Source organism: Microlunatus kandeliicorticis (genome assembly GCF_014137855.1).
Classification (GTDB): Bacteria; Actinomycetota; Actinomycetes; order Propionibacteriales; family Propionibacteriaceae; genus Microlunatus; species Microlunatus kandeliicorticis.
Map to the genome: position 1 here is coordinate 319,094 of NZ_JACGWT010000004.1, position 20,000 is coordinate 339,093.

Sequence of the window (20,000 nt, forward strand, 5' to 3'; positions counted from 1 at the left end):
CCGTCGGAGCCTGAGCGGGGCTCTCAGCAGGCTGTGGGTGAGCCGGACGGACGCACCCGGTCGATGAGCCAGATGCCGTCGACGAGCTTCATCGTGTAGCGCATCGACCACACCGAACAGGTCTGACCGTTGTGCCCGTACTCGGCGTCCTGCCGGGTCTGCAGCGTGGCCCGCGCCACCGCGGTGGAGCCGCTGCGGGAGACCTGGGTGACGTCGAGGTCGGTCCAGAAGGACGTGTTCAGCCCCGAGGCCCAACCGCTCTCGCCACCGAGCCGAGCCTGGTTGGCCGGAGTGAAGACGCTCCAGGCTGTCGCGTAGCTGCCCACGTTGATGCTCTCGCCGTGCAGGTAGAGCGACTGCGCGATGTCGCCGGCGTCGGCCTGCGTCGACTCGACGGTGACGTTCAGGTCATCCGACGAGGTCGGCGCGGTCACATCTCCCTCGCACCGCGGTTGCCGGGGAGTCTTGCCGCGCCAGGCCTCGAGCTTCGCCTGGAGCACGTTCGGCGGCACGACGTAGTTGATCCCGGTGACCGGCCGCTGCTCGGAGTCCCAGCTGGTGCCCCCGCTGACCAGTCCGATCACCGCGCCGGTCCGGTCGACGACGGGCCCCCCGCTGTTCCCGCCGTTCGTCGAGGCGTTGGTGGTGAAGACGTGCTCGACGTGCTGACCCGGGTAGTCGACGGAGTCGTCGGTGCTGCTGACGATGCCGTTGACGATCCGCACGTCGGTGACCCCGAGCGGATAGCCGAGCACGGCCAGGTCGGCCCCGCCGGCCAGCGGCGCGGTGCTGATCGGCAGCGGGGTCGCGCTCAGGTCGTCATCGGTCCGGAGCAGCGCGGTGTCGGCGTTCATCGCGTAGCCGAGCACGTGCGCGCGGACCAGATCGCCCTTCGGGGTCTGGACGGTGACCACCCGCATCCCGTCGACGACGTGCGCAGCCGTCATCACCAGGTTCGGTCCGACGGCGAAGCCGGAGGCGGCGTAGGTGCCGTCGTCGCAGGACGCGGTGGTGATGCGGACCACCGAGCCGGCGTCCTGCGCGAAGACCTGCTCCCAGCTGAGGGTCGCCGCGCTCGGGCTCGGCGTGGCGACCGGTGCCGACGGCGACGGCGAGGCGCTGGCCACCGCGGCCGGCGACGCTTGGGTCGTCGGACCGTCGCTGCCACCGCGCGCGGCGCCCGGGAGGTTGATCGTGCACCCGGCGGACAGCAGCACACCGAGGAGGGCAACGGCTCCGACCAGCGGGTGCGGGCGGTGCGGACGAGCGGTGGGAGGCATGGTGGGACCTTCGGTTCCGGCGGGTACAGACGCGTTTACAGCGTATGACCTGCCGGGCCGACACGGGGCCGGTACGAACAACGCGCTTCCCACCACCGCTGCACCGCGACCCACCGCGGCGGACCGCGGCCGGCGGCCGGTCAGCCGATCCGGCCGCCGAGCTCGTCCTCGACGTGCACCCGGACGATGTCGTCGAACGAGGCGTCGGCGACGAAGCCGAGCGCCTCGGCGCGGCTGGCATCGAGGGCCGGCGCCCAGGACTCGACGATCCGGGCGATCTCGGGATCGGGCTGGTGCCGGATCAACGCCACCGCGTCGTCACCCGCGACGCGGCGCAGCGCCTCGATCTCCTCGCCGACGGTCGCGCTCAGCCCGGGCATCGACAGGGTCCGGGTGGCCCCGAGCCTCGCCCCGTCGAGGGTGGCGGCGTGGAGCAGGAAGCCGACCGCCGAGCGCGGCGAGGCGAACCAGTGCCGGACGTCGGTCGAGGTCGGCAGCACCGCCTCGCGGCCGGACAGCGGCTCGCGCAGGATCGAGGAGAAGAACCCGGACGCCGCCGCGTTGGGCGCGCCGGGGCGGATGCAGATGGTGGGCAGCCGGATGCCCACGCCGTCGAGGAAGCCGCGGCGGGTGTAGTCGGCCAGCAGCAGCTCGCCGATCGACTTCTGCACGCCGTAGCTGGTCATCGGGGTGTGCGCGAGGTCGTCCGGGACCGGGTTCGGCAACCGGTCCGGCGGCGCGGCGCCGAACACCGCGATCGAGGAGCTGAACACGACCCGCGGCGTCCAGTCGGGCACCGCGCGGATCGCCTCGAGCAGCGCCCGGGTGCCGTCGAGGTTGACCCGGTAGCCCAACTCGAAGTCGGCCTCGGCGCCACCGGAGACCACCGCGGCCAGGTGGAAGACCACCGCGGGCCGTTCCGCCACCAGTCGCTCGGCCACGCCGGGCTCGGCCAGGTCGGCGGTCACCGAGGCGATCTCGACCGACCCGGCGTCCGCGGGCACCTCCGGCGCGACCACGTCGGCGAGCACCAGCCGGCGGACCGGCAGCTCGGCCGACCCCGCGTCGACCAGCCCGCCGTCGGCCAGCAGCCGGGCGGTCAGCTTGCGGCCGATCAGCCCGGCCGCCCCGGTGACCAGCACGGTGGCTGCCGCACCGGCCGTTCCGGCGCTCATCAGCCCTCCCACCGGGTCTGCACCGCGGGCCGCAGGTCACTGTCCGGCGGCTCCCAGCGGTCCGGGTCGGCCGGCAGCTGCTCCCCGGTGCGGATGTCCTTGACCTCGCCGTTGGCGCCGGCCGCGCCGAACCAGACGAACGGGATCGACCGCCGGTCGGCGTAGCGGATCTGCTTGCCGAACTTGTCCGCCTTGGGTGCCACCTCGGCGGCGATCCCGCGCCGGCGCAGCCGTTGGGCGACGTCGACCGCCGCCCCGCGGGTCTCCTCGGCATCGACCGCTACCAGCACGCAGGTCGGGGTCGGCCGGCTGGCCGTCACCACCCCGCGGCCGAGCAGCGGCACCAGCATCCGGGTCACCCCGATGCTCAGCCCGACACCGGGATAGCTGGTCCGCCCGTCGGTGGCCAGCGCGTCGTAGCGCCCGCCCGAGCTGACCGAGCCGAGCTCGGCGAAGCCCACCAGGTTCGTCTCGTAGACGGTGCCGGTGTAGTAGTCGAGTCCGCGGGCGATGCTGAGGTCGGCGACCATCCGACCGGGGGCGTACCGCCCGCCGGCCTCGACCACCGCGGCCAGCTGCTCCAGCCCGTCGTCGAGCAGCTCCGAGCCGATGCCGAGCGCGCGGACCTGCTCGACGAACGAGGCGTCCGCGGTGCGGATCCCGGCCAGCGCCACGCAGGCCCGCGCCTGCGCCGCGTCGAGCCCGGCGTCCTCGCGGAGGGCATCGGCGACCCGGTCCGGGCCGATCTTGTCGATCTTGTCGACGATCCGCAGCACCGGTGCCGGGTCCTCGATCCCGAGGCCGGCGTAGAACCCCTGGGCCAGCCGGCGGTTGCTCACCCGCATCAGCACCGGGGGCAGCCGCAGGTCGGTCTGCAGCGCCCCGAAGGCGTCGAGGACCACCAGCGGCAGCTCGACGTCGTGGTGGCCGGCCAGCGCGTCGACGTCGACGATGTCCACGTCGGCCTGGGTGAACTCGCGGTAGCGGCCCTCCTGCGGCCGCTCGCCGCGCCACACCTTCTGGATCTGGTAGCGCCGGAACGGGAACTGCAGGTGCCCGGCGTTCTCGAGCACGTAGCGGGCGAACGGCACCGTCAGGTCGAAGTGCAGGCCGAGCTCGTCACGGCTGTCCTCGGCGGCGTGCAGCCGGCGGACGGCGTAGACCTCCTTGTCGATCTCGCCCTGCTTGGAGAGCCGGTCGAGCGGCTCGACGGCGCGGGTCTCGACCGAGGCGAACCCGTGCAGCTCGAAGGTGCTCCGCAGCCGGTCGAGCACGAACTGCTCGACGATCCGGTCGGACGGCAGGAACTCCGGGAACCCGGAGAGCGGTCGTGGGCGAGGCACGGCCCCGAGGTTATCGAGGCCCGCGAACCGGTTTCCGCGCCCGTCCGACCGGCAGACCCGGTGACCGGTCGCGCTCAGAGGCCCCGGAGGAACGGGTTGGTGCCGCGCTCGTGCCCCACCGTGGTCTGCGGGCCGTGGCCGGGGAGCAGCACGGTGTCGTCGGACAGCGCGAGGACGACGTCGCGCAGGGTCGCCTCCATCGTCGCCTGGTCGCCGCCCGGGAGGTCGGTGCGGCCGACCGAGCCGGCGAACACGACGTCGCCGGTGAACACCACCCGCGGGACGTCCGGCTCGCCGACCTCGAGCGCGTAGAGCGTGCTGCCCTCGGTGTGCCCGGGGGCGGGCAGCAGGGTGAGGTCGAGTCCGGCCAGCCGGACCGGGCCGGGGGCCAGGTCGAGCATCCGGCTCGGCAGCGGCCTGGACACGCCGGGCGGGAAGAACCCGGCGAACGCCGGCCGGAGCTCGGGGCTCAGCCCGGCCAGCGGGTCGGTGAGCTGGTAGCGGTCGGGCTCGGCCAGCCAGCAGCCGGCGTCGTGGGCATCGGCGACCGTGGCCGCGTCGGCGGAGTGGTCGGCGTGGCCGTGGGTGACCAGCACCGCCACCGGCCGCAGCCCGTGCTCGCGGATCACCTCGTCGACCAGAGCGGCCGCGTCCATCCCGGGGTCGACCACCAGGCACGGCCGGAGGCTGCCGCTCCCAGCCGGTTTCGCGTCGGGATCGGTGTCCGCACCGCCCGCCACGACGTAGCAATTGGCCGCGAGGGGACCGGCCGGGAAACAGGCGAGAAACACGGACGGGAGATTATCGGGCAAGATGAACCCATGAGCGACGACGCACGCGTCGGGCCCGCTCCCACGGGGAATCCGCCGGAGCCGCCCGAGTCCTACGGCCGGGTGGCGGACGACGGGACGGTGTTCGTCCGCACCTCCGAGGGTGAGCGCACCGTCGGCCAGGTCCCCGACGCGAGCCCGCAGGAGGCTCTGGACTTCTTTGTCCGGCGGTACGCGTCGCTCGAGCTCGAGGTCACCCTGCTGGAGCGCCGGATCCGGTCCGGGGCGCTCTCCCCCGACGACGCGCAGAGCTCGATCCGCACCGTCCGCGAGGCGGTGTCCGAGGCCAACGCGGTCGGCGACCTCGAGGGGCTGGGCCGCCGGCTCGACGCCCTGTCGCCGCTGCTCGCCCAGCAGCGGGCCCGCCGTCGGGCCGAGCGCACCCGGCAGGCCGAGGAGACCCGCGCGGCCAAGGAGAAGTTCGTCGCCGAGGCCGAGCGGCTGGCGGCCAGCAACGACTGGCGCGGTGGCGTCAACCGGTTCCGGGCGCTGCTCGAGGAGTGGAAGGCGCTCCCCCGCCTCGACCGGGCCACCGACGACGCCCTCTGGCATCGGTTCTCCAGCGCGCGGACGCAGTACACCCGCCGGCGCAAGGCGCAGTTCGCCCAGCAGGCCGAGAAGCGCGAGGAGGCCCGGGTCGCCAAGGAGAAGATCATCACCGAGGCCCAGGCGCTGGCCGGGTCGACCGACTGGGGCCCCACCACCGGCGCCTTCCGCGACCTGATGACCCGCTGGAAGGCGGCCGGGCCGGCGCCCCGCGAGGTCGACGAGGAGCTGTGGAAGACCTTCCGCGGCATCCAGGACACCTTCTTCGCGGCCAAGCAGGCGGCGATGAGCGAGCAGGACCAGGAGTTCCGCGCCAACCAGGAGGCCAAGGAGGCGCTGCTCGCCGAGGGCGAGCGGCTGCTGCCGGTCACCGACATCGACGCCGCGCGGGCGGGCTACCGCGACCTGCTCGAGCGCTGGTCGCAGATCGGCAAGGTGCCGCGCGACGCCATGCGTCCGCTCGACAACCGGCTGCGGGCGATCGAGAACGCGATCCGCGAGGCCGAGGACGAACGGTGGCGCCGGACCAACCCGGAGGCCCGGGCCCGCGCCGAGGACACCGCGGCCAAGCTCGAGGCACAGATCGACGCGCTGGAGACCCGGGCGACCAAGGCGGCCGCCCGCGGCGACGCCAAGGCCGAACGGGAGGCGCGGGACAGCGCGGCGACCTACCGCGAGTGGCTGGCCCAGGCGCAGCGCGCGGCGGACGACTTCTCGCCCGAGTGAGCCGACCCGCGCGGACGCGGTCGCTCTGAAGGGTTGCTGAAGCTCCGGCCTCCCGAGCCGTGCCGACCCCGCTCGCCGACCCAGACTGATCGACGGGCCCGACCGGGCCCGAAGATCGGATCTGCGGCCCGCCGGCTCCACCGGGCGGACCGCCCGGCAGAGAGGTCGGAATGCGAACCAGGAACGCGGTGATCGGTGGCGTGGCCACCGTCGCCACCTTGTCGGTGATCGGGATCGGGATCGCCGAGGCGGCCCCGACGACGACCCCGTCGTCCACACCCTCGGGCAGCTCGACTAGTGCGGCCCCGAACCACCAGAAGCGCCACAAGGGTGACCTGCTGGGTCGTGCGCTGCACGGCCAGGCCACCGTCGGCGGTGCGAAGAAGCAGCGGGTGATCGACTTCCAGCGCGGGACCGTGACCACGGTCGGCGACGGCAAGCTCACCGTGAAGAGCGTCGACGGGTTCACCGCGACCTACACCGCCGACGCGAAGACCCGGGTCCGCAAGGACAAGGAGAAGTCGGCCTTCGCCGACATCCGGACCGGCGACCGGGTCCGGGTGATCGCGGTCAAGGACGGCAGCACGCTGACCCTGCGCTCGGTGGGTGACCGCGGGCCGAAGTAACCCGCGGCGTGCGTCGCTGAGCGTTCGGGGGCCGTCGGCGGCCGGTCCGGGGACCGGCCGCCGACGCGCGTCCCGGGCCGGAGCCGGGGGCCGGTGCCGGGCGCGGCGGCCGGCCTCGGCTACTGGTTGACGCGGTAGACGTCGAACACGGCGGGCACTCCGCGCACCGCCTTGAGCACGTGGTCGAGGTGGGTCGGATCGGCGGTCTCGAAGGTGAACTTCGCCTTGCAGATCCGGTCCTTGCTGGTGCTCAGGGCCGCCGACAGGATGTTGACGTGCTGGTCGGACAGCGCCCTGGTGATGTCGGCCAGCAGCCGGTTGCGATCCAGTGCCTCCACCTGGATCGCCACCAGGAACGCGCTCTTGGCGGTCGGGGCCCAGCTGACCTCGACCAGCCGCTCGGGCTCGCTGCGCAGCGCGTCGATGTTGACGCAGTCGGTGCGGTGCACCGAGACCCCGGACCCGCGGGTGACGAACCCGACGATCTCATCCCCGGGGACCGGCGTGCAGCAGCGGGCCAGCTTGACCCAGAGGTCGGTCTCGCCGAGCACCTGCACCCCGGATTCGCTGCCGCCGCGGTGCCGCCGCCGACGGCCGGTGACGACCCGGTCCTCGCTGGTCTCGTCGACCGCGGCGTCCTCGCCGCCCTCGGTGCTGATCAGCCGGTTCACCGCCGCCTGGGCGCCGACGGTGCCCTCGCCGATCGCCGCGTAGAGCGAGGAGACGTCGCGCAGCTTGAAGAAGCCCGCGACCGCAGTGAGGTGCTCGACGGTCAGCAACCGCTGCAGCGGCAGGCCCGCCTTGCGCAGCTGCCGGGCCAACAGGTCGCGGCCCTGCTCGATCGACTCCTCGCGCCGCTCGCGGGTGAAGTGGTGCTTGATCTTGTTCCGGGCGCGCGGGCTCTTGACGAAGGCCAGCCAGTCCCGGCTCGGGCCGGCGCCGTCGGCCTTGGAGGTGAACACCTCGACCATGTCGCCGTTGGCGAGCTCCGACTCGAGCGGCACCAGCCGGCCGTTGACCCGGGCCCCGATGGTCCGGTTGCCGACCTCGGTGTGGATCGCGTAGGCGAAGTCGACCGGGGTCGATCCCGACGGGAGCGAGATGACCTCGCCCTTCGGGGTGAACACGTAGACCTCGGAGGAGTTGATCTCGAACCGCAGCGAGTCGAGGAACTCGCCGGGGTCCGCGGTCTCGCGCTGCCAGTCGAGCAGCTGTCGCACCCACACCAGGTCGTCGGGCGCACCCTTGGCCGGCGACGGCGTCTCGCCGGTGTTCTTGGCGCTCTCCTTGTACTTCCAGTGCGCCGCGACACCGAACTCGGCCCGCCGGTGCATCTCGTCGGTGCGGATCTGCAGCTCGACCGGCTTGCCGCCCGGTCCCAGCACCGTGGTGTGCAGCGACTGGTACATGTTGAACTTCGGCATCGCGATGTAGTCCTTGAACCGACCCGGGAGCGGGTTCCAGCGGACGTGCATCACGCCCAGCGCGGCGTAGCAGTCGCGCGGGCTCTCGACCAGGATCCGCAGCCCGACCAGGTCGTAGATGTCGGTGAACTCACGACCCCGGACCACCATCTTCTGGTAGATCGAGTAGTAGTGCTTGGGCCGCCCGGTCACCGTCGCCTTGATCTTGGCGGCGCGGAGGTCGGCGGCGACCTGGTCGATCACCCCGGAGAGGAACTGGTCGCGCTGCGGGGCCGCCTCGGCCACCAGCCGCACCACCTCGTCGTAGACCTTGGGGTGCATGGTCGCGAACGACAGGTCCTCGAGCTCCCACTTGATCGCGTTCATACCGAGCCGGTGGGCCAGCGGCGCGTAGATCTCGAGGGTCTCGGTGGCGATCCGGACCCGCTTGTCCGGACGCAGGTAGTGCAGCGTCCGCATGTTGTGCAACCGGTCGGCGAGCTTGATCACCAGGACCCGGATGTCCCGGCTCATCGCCACGATCATCTTGCGGATGGTCTCGGCCTGCGCGGCCTCGCCGTACTTGACCTTGTCCAGCTTGGTCACACCGTCGACGAGCCGGGCGACCTCCTCGCCGAAGTCGTGGCTCAGCTGGGTCAGCGTGTACGGGGTGTCCTCGACCGTGTCGTGGAGCAGGGCGGCGCACAGCGTCGACTCGGTCATCCCGAGCTCGGCCAGGATGGTGGTGACGGCCAGCGGGTGGGTGATGTAGGCGTCACCGCTCTTGCGCCGCTGGCCCTCGTGCATCCGCTCGGCGGTCCGGTAGGCCCGCTCGATCAGGTCGAGGTCGGCCTTCGGGTGGTTGGCCTTGATCACCGTGAACAGCGGGTCGAGCACCGGCATCGGCGCCGGGCGTCCGGTGCCGAACCGGGCCAGCCGCTGGCGCATCCGCACCCGCGGGTGCTCGGTCGCGCTCGAGGCCGGACTCGGGCTGCTCGCGCTGCTCGGGGTCCGCGGCGTCGTCGGTGCCGGCGCGGCCTGCGGCGCCGGGTCCTGGCCGGCGGGAGCACTGCTCAGCCGGACGGGCGGGCTGACCACGGGACTGTCCGCGCCGGGGAGCTGGGCGGCCGCCTCGGCCGGCCGCACACCCGAGGAGCCGGCGCCGTCGGCCCGGGTGCCGTTGGACGGGGTGCCGTTGGACGGGACGCCCTGGGAAGGATCGGGGCGGTAGCGGCGGCCGACGGAGGTGCCGTCGCCGTTGACCACGCCGTTGCCGTGGGTCGGGCGCGACCCGTTCGGGGCGGCGTCGGTGCCGGGGTCGGCGGGTGGACGGCGGTCGGGCGCAGCACTGTCCTGCGAGCGACGGGCGATCCGCTCGCGACGGTCCTGGACGGCGTCGCCGCGCTCGGGCGCGGGTTCGGTGCCGACGGCGGCTGCGCTCTCGTTCACCACGTCCTGTTCACCACGTCCCTCCAGACGCACCCGCCGCACTCGCGGCACGGATCAGCCGACCGAGACAACGGGGATGACCCAGTGTATTCCCGACCGTCGTCGGGCCCGTCCGCCCGCGCCGGGCGGCCCGACCGGCGCCCGTGACCCGGCGCTGTTCCCCACCGGTCCCCGAGAGACGACGGGCGGGTGCGGCCTCAGCGGTCGCGGCCGTGCCCGCCGTCGCGGTCCTCGACCGACCGACGGACCACGACCACTTGGTCGCCGGCCTCGAGCGAGGCGACCGCGGGGTCGTAGAAGTGCCGGAGGGTCTTGTTCCGGACCACGCCGAGCACCCGCTCGCCCTCCAGCGCGTTGGGGTGCTGGCCGACCTCTGTCCGCGCGACCTGCCGTTCGGCGATCTCCAGACCCTCGTTGGCGGTCAGCAGGTCCTCGATCACCGTGCCGAGGTTGGGGCTGACCGCGCTCAGCCCGAGCAGCCGGCCGACCGCGTCGGAGGAGGTGATCACCGAGCTGGCGCCGGACTGGCGGAGTAGCGGGACGTTCTCGTGCTCGCGGACCGCGACCACCACGTGGGCGCCCGGGTTGAGCTGGCGGACGGTCAGCGTCACCAGGATCGCGGTGTCGTCGCGGTCGAGGGTGACGATCACCTCGCGGGCCTTGCTGATCTCGGCGCGGCGGAGCACCTCGCGGCGGGTGGCGTCGCCGTGGATCGCGGCGTGGCCGGCCAGGTTGGCCTCCTGGACGCAGGACCCGCCGTTGTCGATCACCACCAGCTGGGCGGGGTCGTAGCCGCTGTCGCGCAGGGTCTGGATCGCGCTCCGGCCCTTGGTCCCGTAGCCGATGACGATCACGTGGTTGCGCATCTTCTTCCTCCAGCGGCCGTCGCGGTAGATCCGCCGCCCCTCGTTGGCCAGCACCTCGAGGGTGGTGCCGACCAGCAGCACCAGGAAGGCGATCCGCAGCGGGGTGATCAGGATGGCGTTGATGATCCGGGCGTGCGGGGCGATCGGGGTGATGTCGCCGTACCCGGTCGTGGTGATGGTGACGGTGGCGTAGTAGATCGCGTCGATCAACGTCACCGAGCCGTCGTGGTTGTCGGTGTACGAGCCGCGGTCGAACCAGACGATCGCCACGACCAGCCCGAGCAGGCCGAGGGCGATCAGGCCGCGGCGGGCCAGCTCGCGCGCCGGGGTGGTGCGCCGCGACGGCAGGCTGACCAGCGTCGGGCTCCCCCAGGTCAGCCCGCTGTCCCGGCCCGGCACGGTTCGCCTTCTCCCGGGATCCCGGTCAGGCGTCCGCGGCGGCGGACCCGCCGGTGGCGGACGCCGTGCTGCGGAGCGCGGTCAGCTGGTCGATGCCCCGCGCGGCGAGCTTCTCGCGGCCGTGCAGGAAGTCGAGCTCGAGCACCACCGTGACCGCGACCAGCTCGGCGCCCAGCCGGCGGACCAGCTCGGCGGTGGCCCCGACGGTGCCGCCGGTGGCCAGCACGTCGTCGACGATCAGCACCCGTGCGCCGGGTCGTACGGCGTCGGCGTGGACGGCGAGCGTCTCGGTGCCGTACTCGAGGTCGTAGCTGGCGGTGATCACCTCGGCGGGCAGCTTGCCCGCCTTGCGGATCGGGACGAAGGCCGCGCCGAGCCGGAGCGCGACCGGGGCGCCGAAGATGAACCCGCGGGCCTCCATCCCGACCACCACGTCGATCCGTTCCGGTGCGCGCGCCACCAGTTCGTCGACCACCGCGGCGAAGCCGGCCGGGGAGGCCAGCAGCGGGGTGATGTCCTTGAACACCACCCCGGGCTTCGGGAAGTCGGGGACGTCCCGGATCAGGTCGGCCCAGTCCGCCGGCGCGGACGGGACGCTCGCGGCGGCGGTCATCGGCTCTCCAGGGTGGTGCTGTCGGGCTCGTCGGGCGGACGAGACAGGACGGTCAGGACGTCAGGTGTGCCGCTGGCTGCGCGGCTTCTTCTCCGGTTGTGGGCGCTTGGCGGCACCGTCGCTGAGCCGCTGGGTCCGCGGGTCCTCGGCCCGGCCCGCGTCGGGTCCGGTGGTCGAGCCCGCACCGGTCCCGCCGAGCGGCACCCGGATCGTGCGGGTGCCGGCAGCGGCCCCGACCGTCGCCCCCTCACGGTCCCCGGCGACCTCGCCCGGGCGGGCGTCCTCGTCGTCGCGCGCGGCGGCGCGGTCGTCGGCGTTGGTGCGGGTGCTCTTGCGGGGACGCCCCTCCCCGGCCGAGGCGTGCGGCACCGGCAGCCCGGCCTCGCGGGCCCGGCGGTTCTCCACCCGCTGGCGCTGCTTGACCATGTCGGGCTCGCGCTCCTTGAGCTGGGCGAGCAGCGGGGTGGCGATGAAGATCGACGAGTACGCGCCGGAGACCATGCCGACGAACAGGGCCAGCGAGAGGTCCTGCAGCGGTCCGGACCCGCCGAGCACCACGGTGCCGGCGATCAGCAGCGCGGCCACCGGCAGCACGCCGATGACCGTGGTGTTGATCGACCGCACCAGCACCTGGTTGACCGCCAGGTTGGCCGCCTCGGAATAGGTCTTGGTCGTGCTCGACCGGATGTCGCGGACGTTCTCGCGCACCTTGTCAAACACCACGACCGTGTCGTAGAGCGAGTAGCCGAGGATCGTCAGCACGCCGATCACCGTGGCCGGGGTGACCGGGAAGCCGACCAGGGCGTAGATGCCGACGGTGATGATCAGGTCGTGCAGCAGCGCGACCAGCGCGGCGAACGACATCGTCGCGTTCCGGAAGTAGATCCAGATGATCAGTCCGACCAGCACCAGGAAGACCACCAGCGCGATCAGCGCGCGCTCGGTGATCTGGCTGCCCCAGGACGCGCCGATAAGGCTGTAGGCGACCTTGTCGCTGGTCGTGCCGGCGTCCTGGGCGATGGCCGCGCGCACCTTCGGCACCTCGGTGGTGCTGTCCAGGGTGCGGGTCTCGACCCGGATGGTGTTGCCGCCGACCGTGGTCACCTCGGCGGCCAGCTCGGGCACGCCGGAACGGTCGAGCGCCGACTGCATCCGCTCCACCGAGCTGCTGGTGATCTGCGCCGGGACCTGGAAGTCCGCGCCGCCGCGGAACTCGATGCCGAAGTTCAACCCGCGGACCAGGGTGGCCACGATCGCGATCGCGATCAGGATCCCCGAGAGGATGTACCACCGGCGGCGGTGCCCGATGAAGTCGTAGGAGACCTCCCCGGCGTACAGCTGGTGGCCGAGCCGGCCGAATCTGCTCATCAGGCGTCCCCTCCGGCGGTCGCGACGTCGGCGGCCGGGGCGGCGGAACCGCGGACCCGTCCGCGGGCGCCCGGCAGTCTCTTGACCCCGAGGTGTGCCGGGTCGAGACCCGACAGCTTGTGCCCGTTGCCGAAGAACGACGTCCGCGACAGCAGGCTCATCAGCGGCTTGGTGAAGAAGAACACCACCACGACGTCGATCAGCGTGGTCAGGCCGAGCGTGAAGGCGAAGCCCTTGACCGCTCCGATGGCCAGGATGAACAGGATGATCGCCGACAGCATCGAGACCGCGTCGGCAATCAGGACGGTCTGCCGGGCCCGGCGCCAGCCGGTCTCGACCGCGGTCCGCAGGCTGCGGCCCTCACGCACCTCGTCGCGGATCCGTTCGAAGTAGATGACGAAACTGTCCGCCGTGACGCCGATGGCCACGATGGCGCCGGCGATGCCGGGCAGGCTCAACGCGAACCCGACCGAGCTGCCGAGCAGCACCATGCAGGCGTAGGTGAGGGCGGCGGCGACGGCCAGCGAGCTGACCACCACGATGCCGAGCCCGCGGTAGTAGAGGAAGCAGAAGCCGACCACCAGGATCAGGCCGATGATGCCGGCCACGATTCCGGCGCGGAGCTGCTCGGCACCCAGGGTGGCCGAGACGTTGTCGACGCTGGAGACCTCGAAGGCCAGCGGCAGCGCGCCGTACTTGAGGACGTTGGCCAGCGACTGCGCCGACTGCTGGGTGAAGTTGCCGCTGATGCTGGCCTGACCACCGGTGATCGCGCCCTGGGTGACCTGCGGTGCGGACACCACCTTGCCGTCGAGGACGATGGCGAACTGGTTCTCCGGGCTCTGCTTGCTGTTGAGCAGCGCGGTCACCTTGGCGAACTGGTCGGTGCCCTGCCCGTTGAAGTTGAGCTGCACCTCCCAGCCGACCTGGCCCTGCGGGACACCGGCGGTCGCGCTGGTGACCTCCTTGCCCTCGATCACGGTCGGGCCGAGCAGGTACTTGGTGGTGTTCGACTCGTCACAGGTGAACAGCGGCTGGTCGGAGACGTCCGGGTAGTACTGCCGGACGTTCGGGTCGCAGCTGAATGACTGGAAGTTGGCCTGGTCGGTGGCCGACGGCTGCCAGTCGACGGCCTTGTCCTGCGGGGTGCCCTTGCCCTCGGCGGTCGGCAACGGGGTGGCCGGCGGCTCGGGCGGCGCGGTCGGCAGCAGCGGCAGCGGACGGCCGTTCCCGGTCTTCGACGCGCTGGGCTCGCTGCTGGGTTCACTGCTCGCCCCGCTGCTGGGCTCGGCCGCGGCGGACGACCCGCTGCCGGCCTCGGTGCTCGGCACACCCGAGGGCACCTGTCCCCCGCCGCTCGGGGCGGCGACCTGCTCCTCGGCGTAGACCATCCGGAAGCGCAGCAGCGCGGTCTGCCCCACCGTGGCAACGAGCTGGTCCTGCTGGACGTTGGGGACGCTGACGATGATCTGGTTGTCCCCGGAGGTCGAGACCTCGCTCTCGCCGACGCCGAGGCCGTCGACGCGCTGCTGGATGATCGTCTGCGCCTGCCGGAGGCTGGTGGGGTCGACGCCGCCGCGACCGGTGGTGTTGGTCGCGGTCAGGGTGACGGTGGTCCCACCGCGGAGGTCGAGTCCGAGCTTGGGCGTCCAGCTCTTGGTGAACGCCATCAGCCCGTACAGACCCGCGAGGATCACCGCGAGGACGATCAGGACGCGGAGGGGGTGTCCGACTCTGGTTGGCACGATCGATCAGGCCTCTTCGGTCGCGGTCAGTCCCGCTTGGTGCGCGAGTCGTCGGTCAGCGAGCTGTCGCCCAGCGCGGACGACGGCTCGTCGCGGTGCGGCGGGACCTCGTCGCGGGCGGCGGCCTGGCTGGAGGCGTCGGTGCCCGCGGACCAGACGTTCTCGTCGGTCGCGGTGCCGGTCGCGCTGGTCGGCGGCCAGTGGGTGGTCGGGTTGCCCAGCTCGCCCTGCTCGGACTCGGGCAGGTCGTCGGTCTCGTCCTCGTAGACGACCGGGTCCTCCTCGCCCTCGGGGACGACCTTGGCCACGGCCTGCTTGAGCACGGTGATCTCGCTGCCGGGCGAGGTCTCGAGCACCATCTGCTTCTCGCCGACGTGCAGGACGGTGGCGTAGATGCCGGCGGTGGTCATCACCCGGGCGCCGGGCTCGATGGCCCGGATCGTCTGCTGCTGGGCCTGCTGGCGCTTGCGCTGCGGCCGGAGGACCACGAAGTACATCAGCAGCACCAGGACCGCGATCAGGACGATGGACGCGTACGGACTGTTCATGACTCCACGTTCGCTCGACGGCATTCGACACCCGACCACTGACGGCCGGACCGCCGTAGCCTACCCACTCCGCCTGGCAATCCCGATTCAGCGCGCGGGCCCGGCGCGGCCCGTCGGCCCAGTCGACGGGTCGGTCGACGGGTCGGTCGACGGGTCGGTCGACGGGTCAGTCGACGGGTCAGTCGAACAGCCCCGGCTCGGGCCGGTCCGGCTCGTCACCGGCGCCATCGGCACCGCGGCCGAGCGGCCGGGCGGGCGGTGGGGCGAGGGTCCGGCCGGGACCGGCACCCGGCGCGCCCGCCGGCGGGGTCAGGCCGAGGTGCTGCCAGGCCAGCGGGGTGGCGACCCGGCCACGCGGGGTCCGCATCAGGAACCCCTCGCGGACCAGGAACGGCTCGGCCACCTCCTCGACCGTCTCGGTCTCCTCGCCCACCGAGATGGCCAGGGTGGACAGCCCGACCGGGCCGCCGCCGAAGCGTCGGCAGATCGCCTCGAGCACGCCGCGGTCGAGCCGGTCGAGCCCGATCTCGTCGACCTCGTACAGGTCGAGCGCGGAGCGGGCCACCGCGGCGGTGAGCACCCCGTCGGCCCGGACCTGGGCGTAGTCCCGCACCCGGCGCAGCAACCGGTTGGCGATCCGCGGGGTGCCGCGGGAGCGGCGGGCGATCTCGGCCAGTCCCTCGGGCTCGGCCTCCGCACCGATCAGCGCGGCCGAGCGGGCGACGATCCGCTCGAGCGCGTCCGTGTCGTAGAAGTCGAGCTGAGCGGTGAAGCCGAAGCGGTCGCGGAGCGGCCCGGGCAGCAGCCCGGCCCGGGTGGTCGCGCCGACCAGGGTGAACCGCGGGATCTCCAGCGGGATCGCGGTGGCACCCGGGCCCTTGCCGACGACCACGTCGACCCGGAAGTCCTCCATCGCCAGATAGAGCATCTCCTCGGCCGGGCGGCTCATCCGGTGGATCTCGTCGAGGAAGAACACCTCGCCCTCGACCAGCCCGGAGAGGATCGCGGCCAGGTCGCCGGCGTGCTGGATCGCCGGGCCGCTGCTGACCCGCAGCGGCGCGTTCATCTCGGCGGCGATGATCATGGCCAGGGTGGTCTTGCCCAGCCCGGGCGGCCCGGAGAGCAGCACGTGGTCCGGGACGTGGTCGCGGTGCCGGGCGGCCTCGAGCACCAGCCCGAGCTGGTCGCGGACCCGAGGCTGGCCGTCGAAATCGGCCAGGCTGGTGGGCCGGAGCGCCGACTCGGCGGCGCGCTCGTCGGGATCCTGCTCGGGATCGACCAGGTCGCGTTCGGCGCTCACGCCCGCCATTCTCACGTCCGTCACGTTGTCACCGACCACCGACAGTCCGCACCGGGCTCGGCACGGACGTCCGGTGCACCGTGGTTCACCGGGCCAGGGTGCGGAGCGCGGCGCGCATCAGCACGGCGACGCTGGCACCCGGCTCGGCGGCCTGCGGTTCGACCCGGTCGCAGGCGGCCTCGGCGTCCTTGGCCGACCAGCCGAGCCCCTGCAGGCCCTGCGAGACCTGCTCGCGCCAGCCCGGCTCGGCGACGCCCGGCTCCGGGGTGGCGATCCGGGTGCCGACGGCGAGCGCGTTCACCTTGTCCTTGAGCTCGATCACGATCCGTTGCGCGCCCTTGCGGCCGACGCCGGGGACCCGGCAGAGCGCCACCAGGTTCTCGGTGACGATAGCCTCGCGGAGGTCGTCGGGGGTGAACACGGCGAGCGCGGCCTGGGCCAGTTTCGGCCCGACACCGGTCGCAGTCTGCAGCAGCTCGAAGCAGTCGCGCTCCTCGTCGCTGCCGAACCCGTACAGCGTCAGCGAGTCCTCGCGGACGACCAGCGAGGTGGCCAGGGTGGCGGGCTGGCCGACCCGGAGCTCGGCGGTGGTGTTGGGACCGCAGAGCGCGCGGACGCCGAACCCGCCTACCTCGATCACGGCGGCGGTGGGGCCGAGCCCGATCACCGTCCCGCGGAGCTGGGCGATCACCGGCGGGCTCCGCGGCGGACGGCGGCGAAGGCCTGGCGCTGCCGGGCGGACTGCGCGGCGGCCGCGGTCATCGCGTCGTCGAGCCGGCCGGCGGCCGAGCCGCGCCAGACGTGGCAGATGGCCAGCGCGAGCGCGTCGGCGGCGTCGGCGGGCTTGGGGGTCTCGGCGAGCCGGAGGATCCGGGTGACCATGGCGCCGACCTGGGGCTTGTCGGCCCGGCCCGAGCCGGTGATCGCCGCCTTGACCTCGCTCGGGGTGTGCAGCGCGACCGGGATGCCGTGCCGGGCGGCGACCAGCATCGCGACGCCGGCGGCCTGCGCGGTGCCCATCACGGTCTGGACGTTGTGCTGGGCGAAGACCCGCTCGACCGCGACCCGGTCGGGGCGGTGGGTGACCACCCACTGCTCGAAGGCCGCCTCGAGCGCGAGCAGCCGGTGGGCCAGCTCGCCATCCACCGGCGTCCGGACCACGTCGACCGCGACCAGGGTGGGCGGGCGTCCGGGCGTCCCGTCGACCACCCCGAACCCGCACCGGGTCAGCCCGGGGTCGATCCCCAGCACCCGCATCCGGACCTCCTGGTGGCCGCCTGATCGAACAGTCGTTCGATCCTAGGCAGCGGCCCGCGTCCCGGACGGTTCCGCCACGCCGGGGCCATGGGCCGAGGGCAGGGGCCGAGGGGCGATGGCCGATGGTGAGGCCAGGGCCCTGAGCCGGGGCCGAAAGGCGGCCAGAAGGCAGGCGGGCCGCCAGACTCTGTACCCGCTCAGTCGCCACCCCCGACCCGACTTTGCGTCCGTTCCCCATGCATTGCGGCTGCTGCAGCAGACGCAAACAACATCGAACGGACGCAAAGTCGGATGCGCACAGACCAGGGTGATGAGGCGTTCGGCGTCCGCGCCCGGCGTCCCGCACTCGGCGTCCCGCGGCGTCCGGGTCCGGCATCCCGGCCTCGGCCGCCCGTGGCGTCCCAATTCCGGCGTCCCGCACCGGCCCCGAGCCTGGCCCAAGAGCCGTCATTGCGTCCGTTGCTCGATCGTTGCGTCTGCTGCAGCGGCCGCAAGGTGCGTGCAACGGACGCAAGGTTGCTCGTGCGGTGGGATCAGGAATGGCCCGCCGACGACCGGTGGCGAGGTGACGCTCAGCGCCGACCGCGCTGCGCGGCTCGGCGGAACGCGTCCTCCACCCAGCCGACGACGCGCCTCGGTCGTTCCCAGTCGGGCCACGTCCACCTGACGACCTCGAGCCCGAGTCGGCGGATCGCGTCCTCGCGGCGCTTCTCGGCGAAGACGACGTCGCCCGGATGCTCTCCCGCCCGGAGAAGACGGCCGTACTTCACGCGGCCGTCGAACTCGCCGACGGTCCGCTGCTTGCGCCAGAAGAAGTCGACGCGGCCGAGGAACTCACCGTCGGGTGACCGGAGCTCGTGCTGCAGCTCCGGCGCGGGCAGGCCAGCCGCCGCGAGCCGTACCCGGCTGACCGACTCGCCGTCGGACTCGCTCCGGCCGTCGAAGAAGGCGCATGCCCGGCGGGCGCGGATCACTCCGGGACGATGACGCGACAGGGCGAGGACGGTGTCGAGGGCGTCCCGATCGAGGCCGGCGGCAAGCGCCGCGTCTCCGGTGACGACCGCCTCCTCCAGGCGCAGCGCGCGGGCGAGATCGACGACCGTGCGCGCCAGTGTGGTGACCGGGAGCCCGTCGACCTCGGTGATCTCGTCCGGGTGCAGGCGGGCGACCCGCAGGTTGACGCACCCACGGTCTTGACCGCTGTGAGGCGGCTGGCGGGTGAGCTGGACCCGGGACGGCAGCCCGGCGGTCGGCAGGCCCCAGACGACGGCCGCCGAGTGGTGGCTCAGCACCGACCCCGGATCGCAGAGCGGCAGGGTCGCGGCGACCAGCAAACGGTGCCGGTGGACGGCGTCGATCTCGGCCGGGTCCGGCTCGTCGAGATAGCTGCCGCGACGCAGCCGGCTCCGTCGACCACGGGAGACGTCACGCCGAAGCTCGTCGTGAGTGAAGCCTTGGTGCAGGAGGTCTCGGGTGTGCTGCGCGGGCCGTGTCGTCACGCGAGCAGCGTGCCGACCGCGAGCCTGCCGTAGGGCGGTCATCCACAGGCCTGAGGGATCGGACAACACTGCGCCCGTCCGGCCAACACTGCGAAGCACCTGCCAGCCGAACCCCAGCACGACACCGCTCGCTGCTGCATCGTGTGCAACGCCCGCCCGAACGCGACTTTGCAGGACGCAGGCGGGGGGCCGACAGACGAGCGGGTCGGCTATCGCGGGCAGGCATCGACCCGCGGGCCGTCCGACCCGGTCAGGCGTCGACCAGGGCGCCTTCGGGGGCCTCGAAGTTGGCGTAGACGTTCTGGACATCGTCGGAGTCCTCGAGGGCCTCGATGATCCGCTCGACCTTCTCCATGGTGGGGGCGTCGACGGGCTGGGTGAACTCGGGGACGAACTCGACCTCGGCGGACTCGTAGTCCAGACCGGCCTCCTGGACGGCGGTGCGCACCTTGACCACGTCGGCCGGGTCGCAGAGCACCTCGAACGCCTCACCGAGGTCGCTGACGTCCTCGGGCCCGGCCTCGAGGGTCGCCTCGAGCACGTCGTCCTCGGTGAGGGTCCGGTCGCCCTGGGTCTTGCCGACCACCACGACGCCCTTGCGGTTGAACACCCGGGCCACCGAGCCGACGTCGGCCATCGTGCCGCCGTTGCGGGTGACGGCGACCCGGACGTCGGAGGCCGAGCGGTTGCGGTTGTCGGTGAGGCACTCGATCAGCAGCGCGACACCGGCCGGGCCGTAGGCCTCGTACATCAGCGTCTCGTAGTCGGCTCCGCCGGACTCGGCACCCGAGCCGCGCTTGACCGCGCGGTCGATGTTGTCCTTGGGGACCGAGGTCTTCCGGGCCTTCTGGATCGCGTCGTAGAGCGTCGGGTTGCCGTCCGGATCGCCGCCGCCGAGCCGGGCGGCGACCTCGATGTTCTTGATCAGCTTCGCGAACGACTTCGCACGACGTGCGTCGACCACGGCCTTCTGGTGCTTGGTGGTGGCCCACTTGGAGTGTCCGGACATGACTCCGATCCTAGTCCG

The 20,000-nt window shown here is 72.7% G+C and carries 15 protein-coding genes and 2 pseudogenes; 2 read left to right on the plus strand and 15 right to left on the minus strand.

What is annotated here, in order from left to right:
• Positions 1 to 23 precede the first annotated feature (23 nt).
• The 4 genes from FHX74_RS13725 to FHX74_RS13740 all read right to left on the minus strand — a co-directional run bounded on the left by FHX74_RS13725 (position 24) and on the right by FHX74_RS13740 (position 4,589).
• Complete coding sequence (locus FHX74_RS13725; protein ID WP_182560733.1) at positions 24 to 1,280, minus strand: S1 family peptidase; 1,257 nt, start codon at positions 1,278 to 1,280, stop codon at positions 24 to 26.
• A 140-nt stretch (positions 1,281 to 1,420) separates the two neighbouring features.
• Positions 1,421 to 2,455, minus strand: a complete 1,035-nt coding sequence (denD, locus tag FHX74_RS13730) for a D-erythronate dehydrogenase (protein WP_182560734.1) — start codon at positions 2,453 to 2,455, stop codon at positions 1,421 to 1,423.
• Positions 2,455 to 3,798 carry a histidine--tRNA ligase gene (hisS, locus tag FHX74_RS13735; protein WP_182560735.1) on the minus strand — a complete coding sequence of 448 codons (1,344 nt, stop codon included), beginning with the start codon at positions 3,796 to 3,798 and terminating at the stop codon, positions 2,455 to 2,457. Before hisS ends, denD begins: the two co-directional genes overlap by 1 nt.
• A gap of 74 nt (positions 3,799 to 3,872) precedes the next feature.
• Entirely contained in the window at positions 3,873 to 4,589 is a 717-nt protein-coding gene (locus FHX74_RS13740; RefSeq protein ID WP_182560736.1) for an MBL fold metallo-hydrolase, read from the minus strand.
• Between the two features lie 22 nt (positions 4,590 to 4,611).
• Here FHX74_RS13740 and FHX74_RS13745 point away from each other — a divergent pair.
• Both FHX74_RS13745 and FHX74_RS13750 read left to right on the plus strand, forming a co-directional pair.
• A pseudogene (locus tag FHX74_RS13745) lies at positions 4,612 to 5,900 on the plus strand (DUF349 domain-containing protein).
• 170 nt (positions 5,901 to 6,070) lie between these two features.
• Positions 6,071 to 6,526: a hypothetical protein gene (locus tag FHX74_RS13750; protein WP_182560738.1), complete on the plus strand. Its 456-nt coding sequence runs from the start codon at positions 6,071 to 6,073 to the stop codon at positions 6,524 to 6,526.
• Positions 6,527 to 6,645: 119 nt separating this feature from the next.
• Here FHX74_RS13750 and FHX74_RS13755 read toward each other — a convergent pair whose 3' ends face one another.
• The 11 genes and pseudogenes from FHX74_RS13755 to FHX74_RS13805 form a co-directional block, all read right to left on the minus strand.
• Positions 6,646 to 8,877 (minus strand): RelA/SpoT family protein, encoded by a 2,232-nt coding sequence (locus tag FHX74_RS13755; protein WP_182560941.1) that lies wholly within the window; start codon positions 8,875 to 8,877, stop codon positions 6,646 to 6,648.
• A 698-nt stretch (positions 8,878 to 9,575) separates the two neighbouring features.
• Complete coding sequence (locus tag FHX74_RS13760) at positions 9,576 to 10,643, minus strand: potassium channel family protein (RefSeq protein WP_182560739.1); 1,068 nt, start codon at positions 10,641 to 10,643, stop codon at positions 9,576 to 9,578.
• Between the two features lie 25 nt (positions 10,644 to 10,668).
• Positions 10,669 to 11,256 (minus strand): adenine phosphoribosyltransferase, encoded by a 588-nt coding sequence (locus FHX74_RS13765; protein WP_182560740.1) that lies wholly within the window; start codon positions 11,254 to 11,256, stop codon positions 10,669 to 10,671.
• A gap of 60 nt (positions 11,257 to 11,316) precedes the next feature.
• Positions 11,317 to 12,624 (minus strand): protein translocase subunit SecF, encoded by a 1,308-nt coding sequence (gene secF / locus FHX74_RS13770; protein WP_182560741.1) that lies wholly within the window; start codon positions 12,622 to 12,624, stop codon positions 11,317 to 11,319.
• Positions 12,624 to 14,369: a protein translocase subunit SecD gene (gene secD, locus FHX74_RS13775; protein ID WP_182560742.1), complete on the minus strand. Its 1,746-nt coding sequence runs from the start codon at positions 14,367 to 14,369 to the stop codon at positions 12,624 to 12,626. Before secD ends, secF begins: the two co-directional genes overlap by 1 nt.
• A 26-nt stretch (positions 14,370 to 14,395) precedes the next feature.
• Positions 14,396 to 14,917 (minus strand): preprotein translocase subunit YajC, encoded by a 522-nt coding sequence (gene yajC / locus FHX74_RS13780; protein ID WP_182560743.1) that lies wholly within the window; start codon positions 14,915 to 14,917, stop codon positions 14,396 to 14,398.
• Between the two features lie 280 nt (positions 14,918 to 15,197).
• Positions 15,198 to 16,217 (minus strand): annotated as a pseudogene (gene ruvB, locus FHX74_RS13785) (Holliday junction branch migration DNA helicase RuvB); the annotation flags it as partial.
• 85 nt (positions 16,218 to 16,302) lie between these two features.
• Positions 16,303 to 16,908: a Holliday junction branch migration protein RuvA gene (gene ruvA / locus FHX74_RS13790; protein ID WP_182560745.1), complete on the minus strand. Its 606-nt coding sequence runs from the start codon at positions 16,906 to 16,908 to the stop codon at positions 16,303 to 16,305.
• Positions 16,905 to 17,465, minus strand: a complete 561-nt coding sequence (gene ruvC, locus FHX74_RS13795; RefSeq protein WP_220483999.1) for a crossover junction endodeoxyribonuclease RuvC — start codon at positions 17,463 to 17,465, stop codon at positions 16,905 to 16,907. The genes ruvA and ruvC overlap by 4 nt, the downstream gene beginning before the upstream one ends.
• 581 nt (positions 17,466 to 18,046) lie before the next feature.
• Positions 18,047 to 19,093 (minus strand): hypothetical protein, encoded by a 1,047-nt coding sequence (locus FHX74_RS13800; protein WP_182560747.1) that lies wholly within the window; start codon positions 19,091 to 19,093, stop codon positions 18,047 to 18,049.
• A 130-nt stretch (positions 19,094 to 19,223) separates the two neighbouring features.
• Positions 19,224 to 19,982, minus strand: coding sequence for a YebC/PmpR family DNA-binding transcriptional regulator (locus tag FHX74_RS13805; RefSeq protein WP_182560748.1), 759 nt, complete (start codon positions 19,980 to 19,982; stop codon positions 19,224 to 19,226).
• Positions 19,983 to 20,000: the final 18 nt, after the last annotated feature.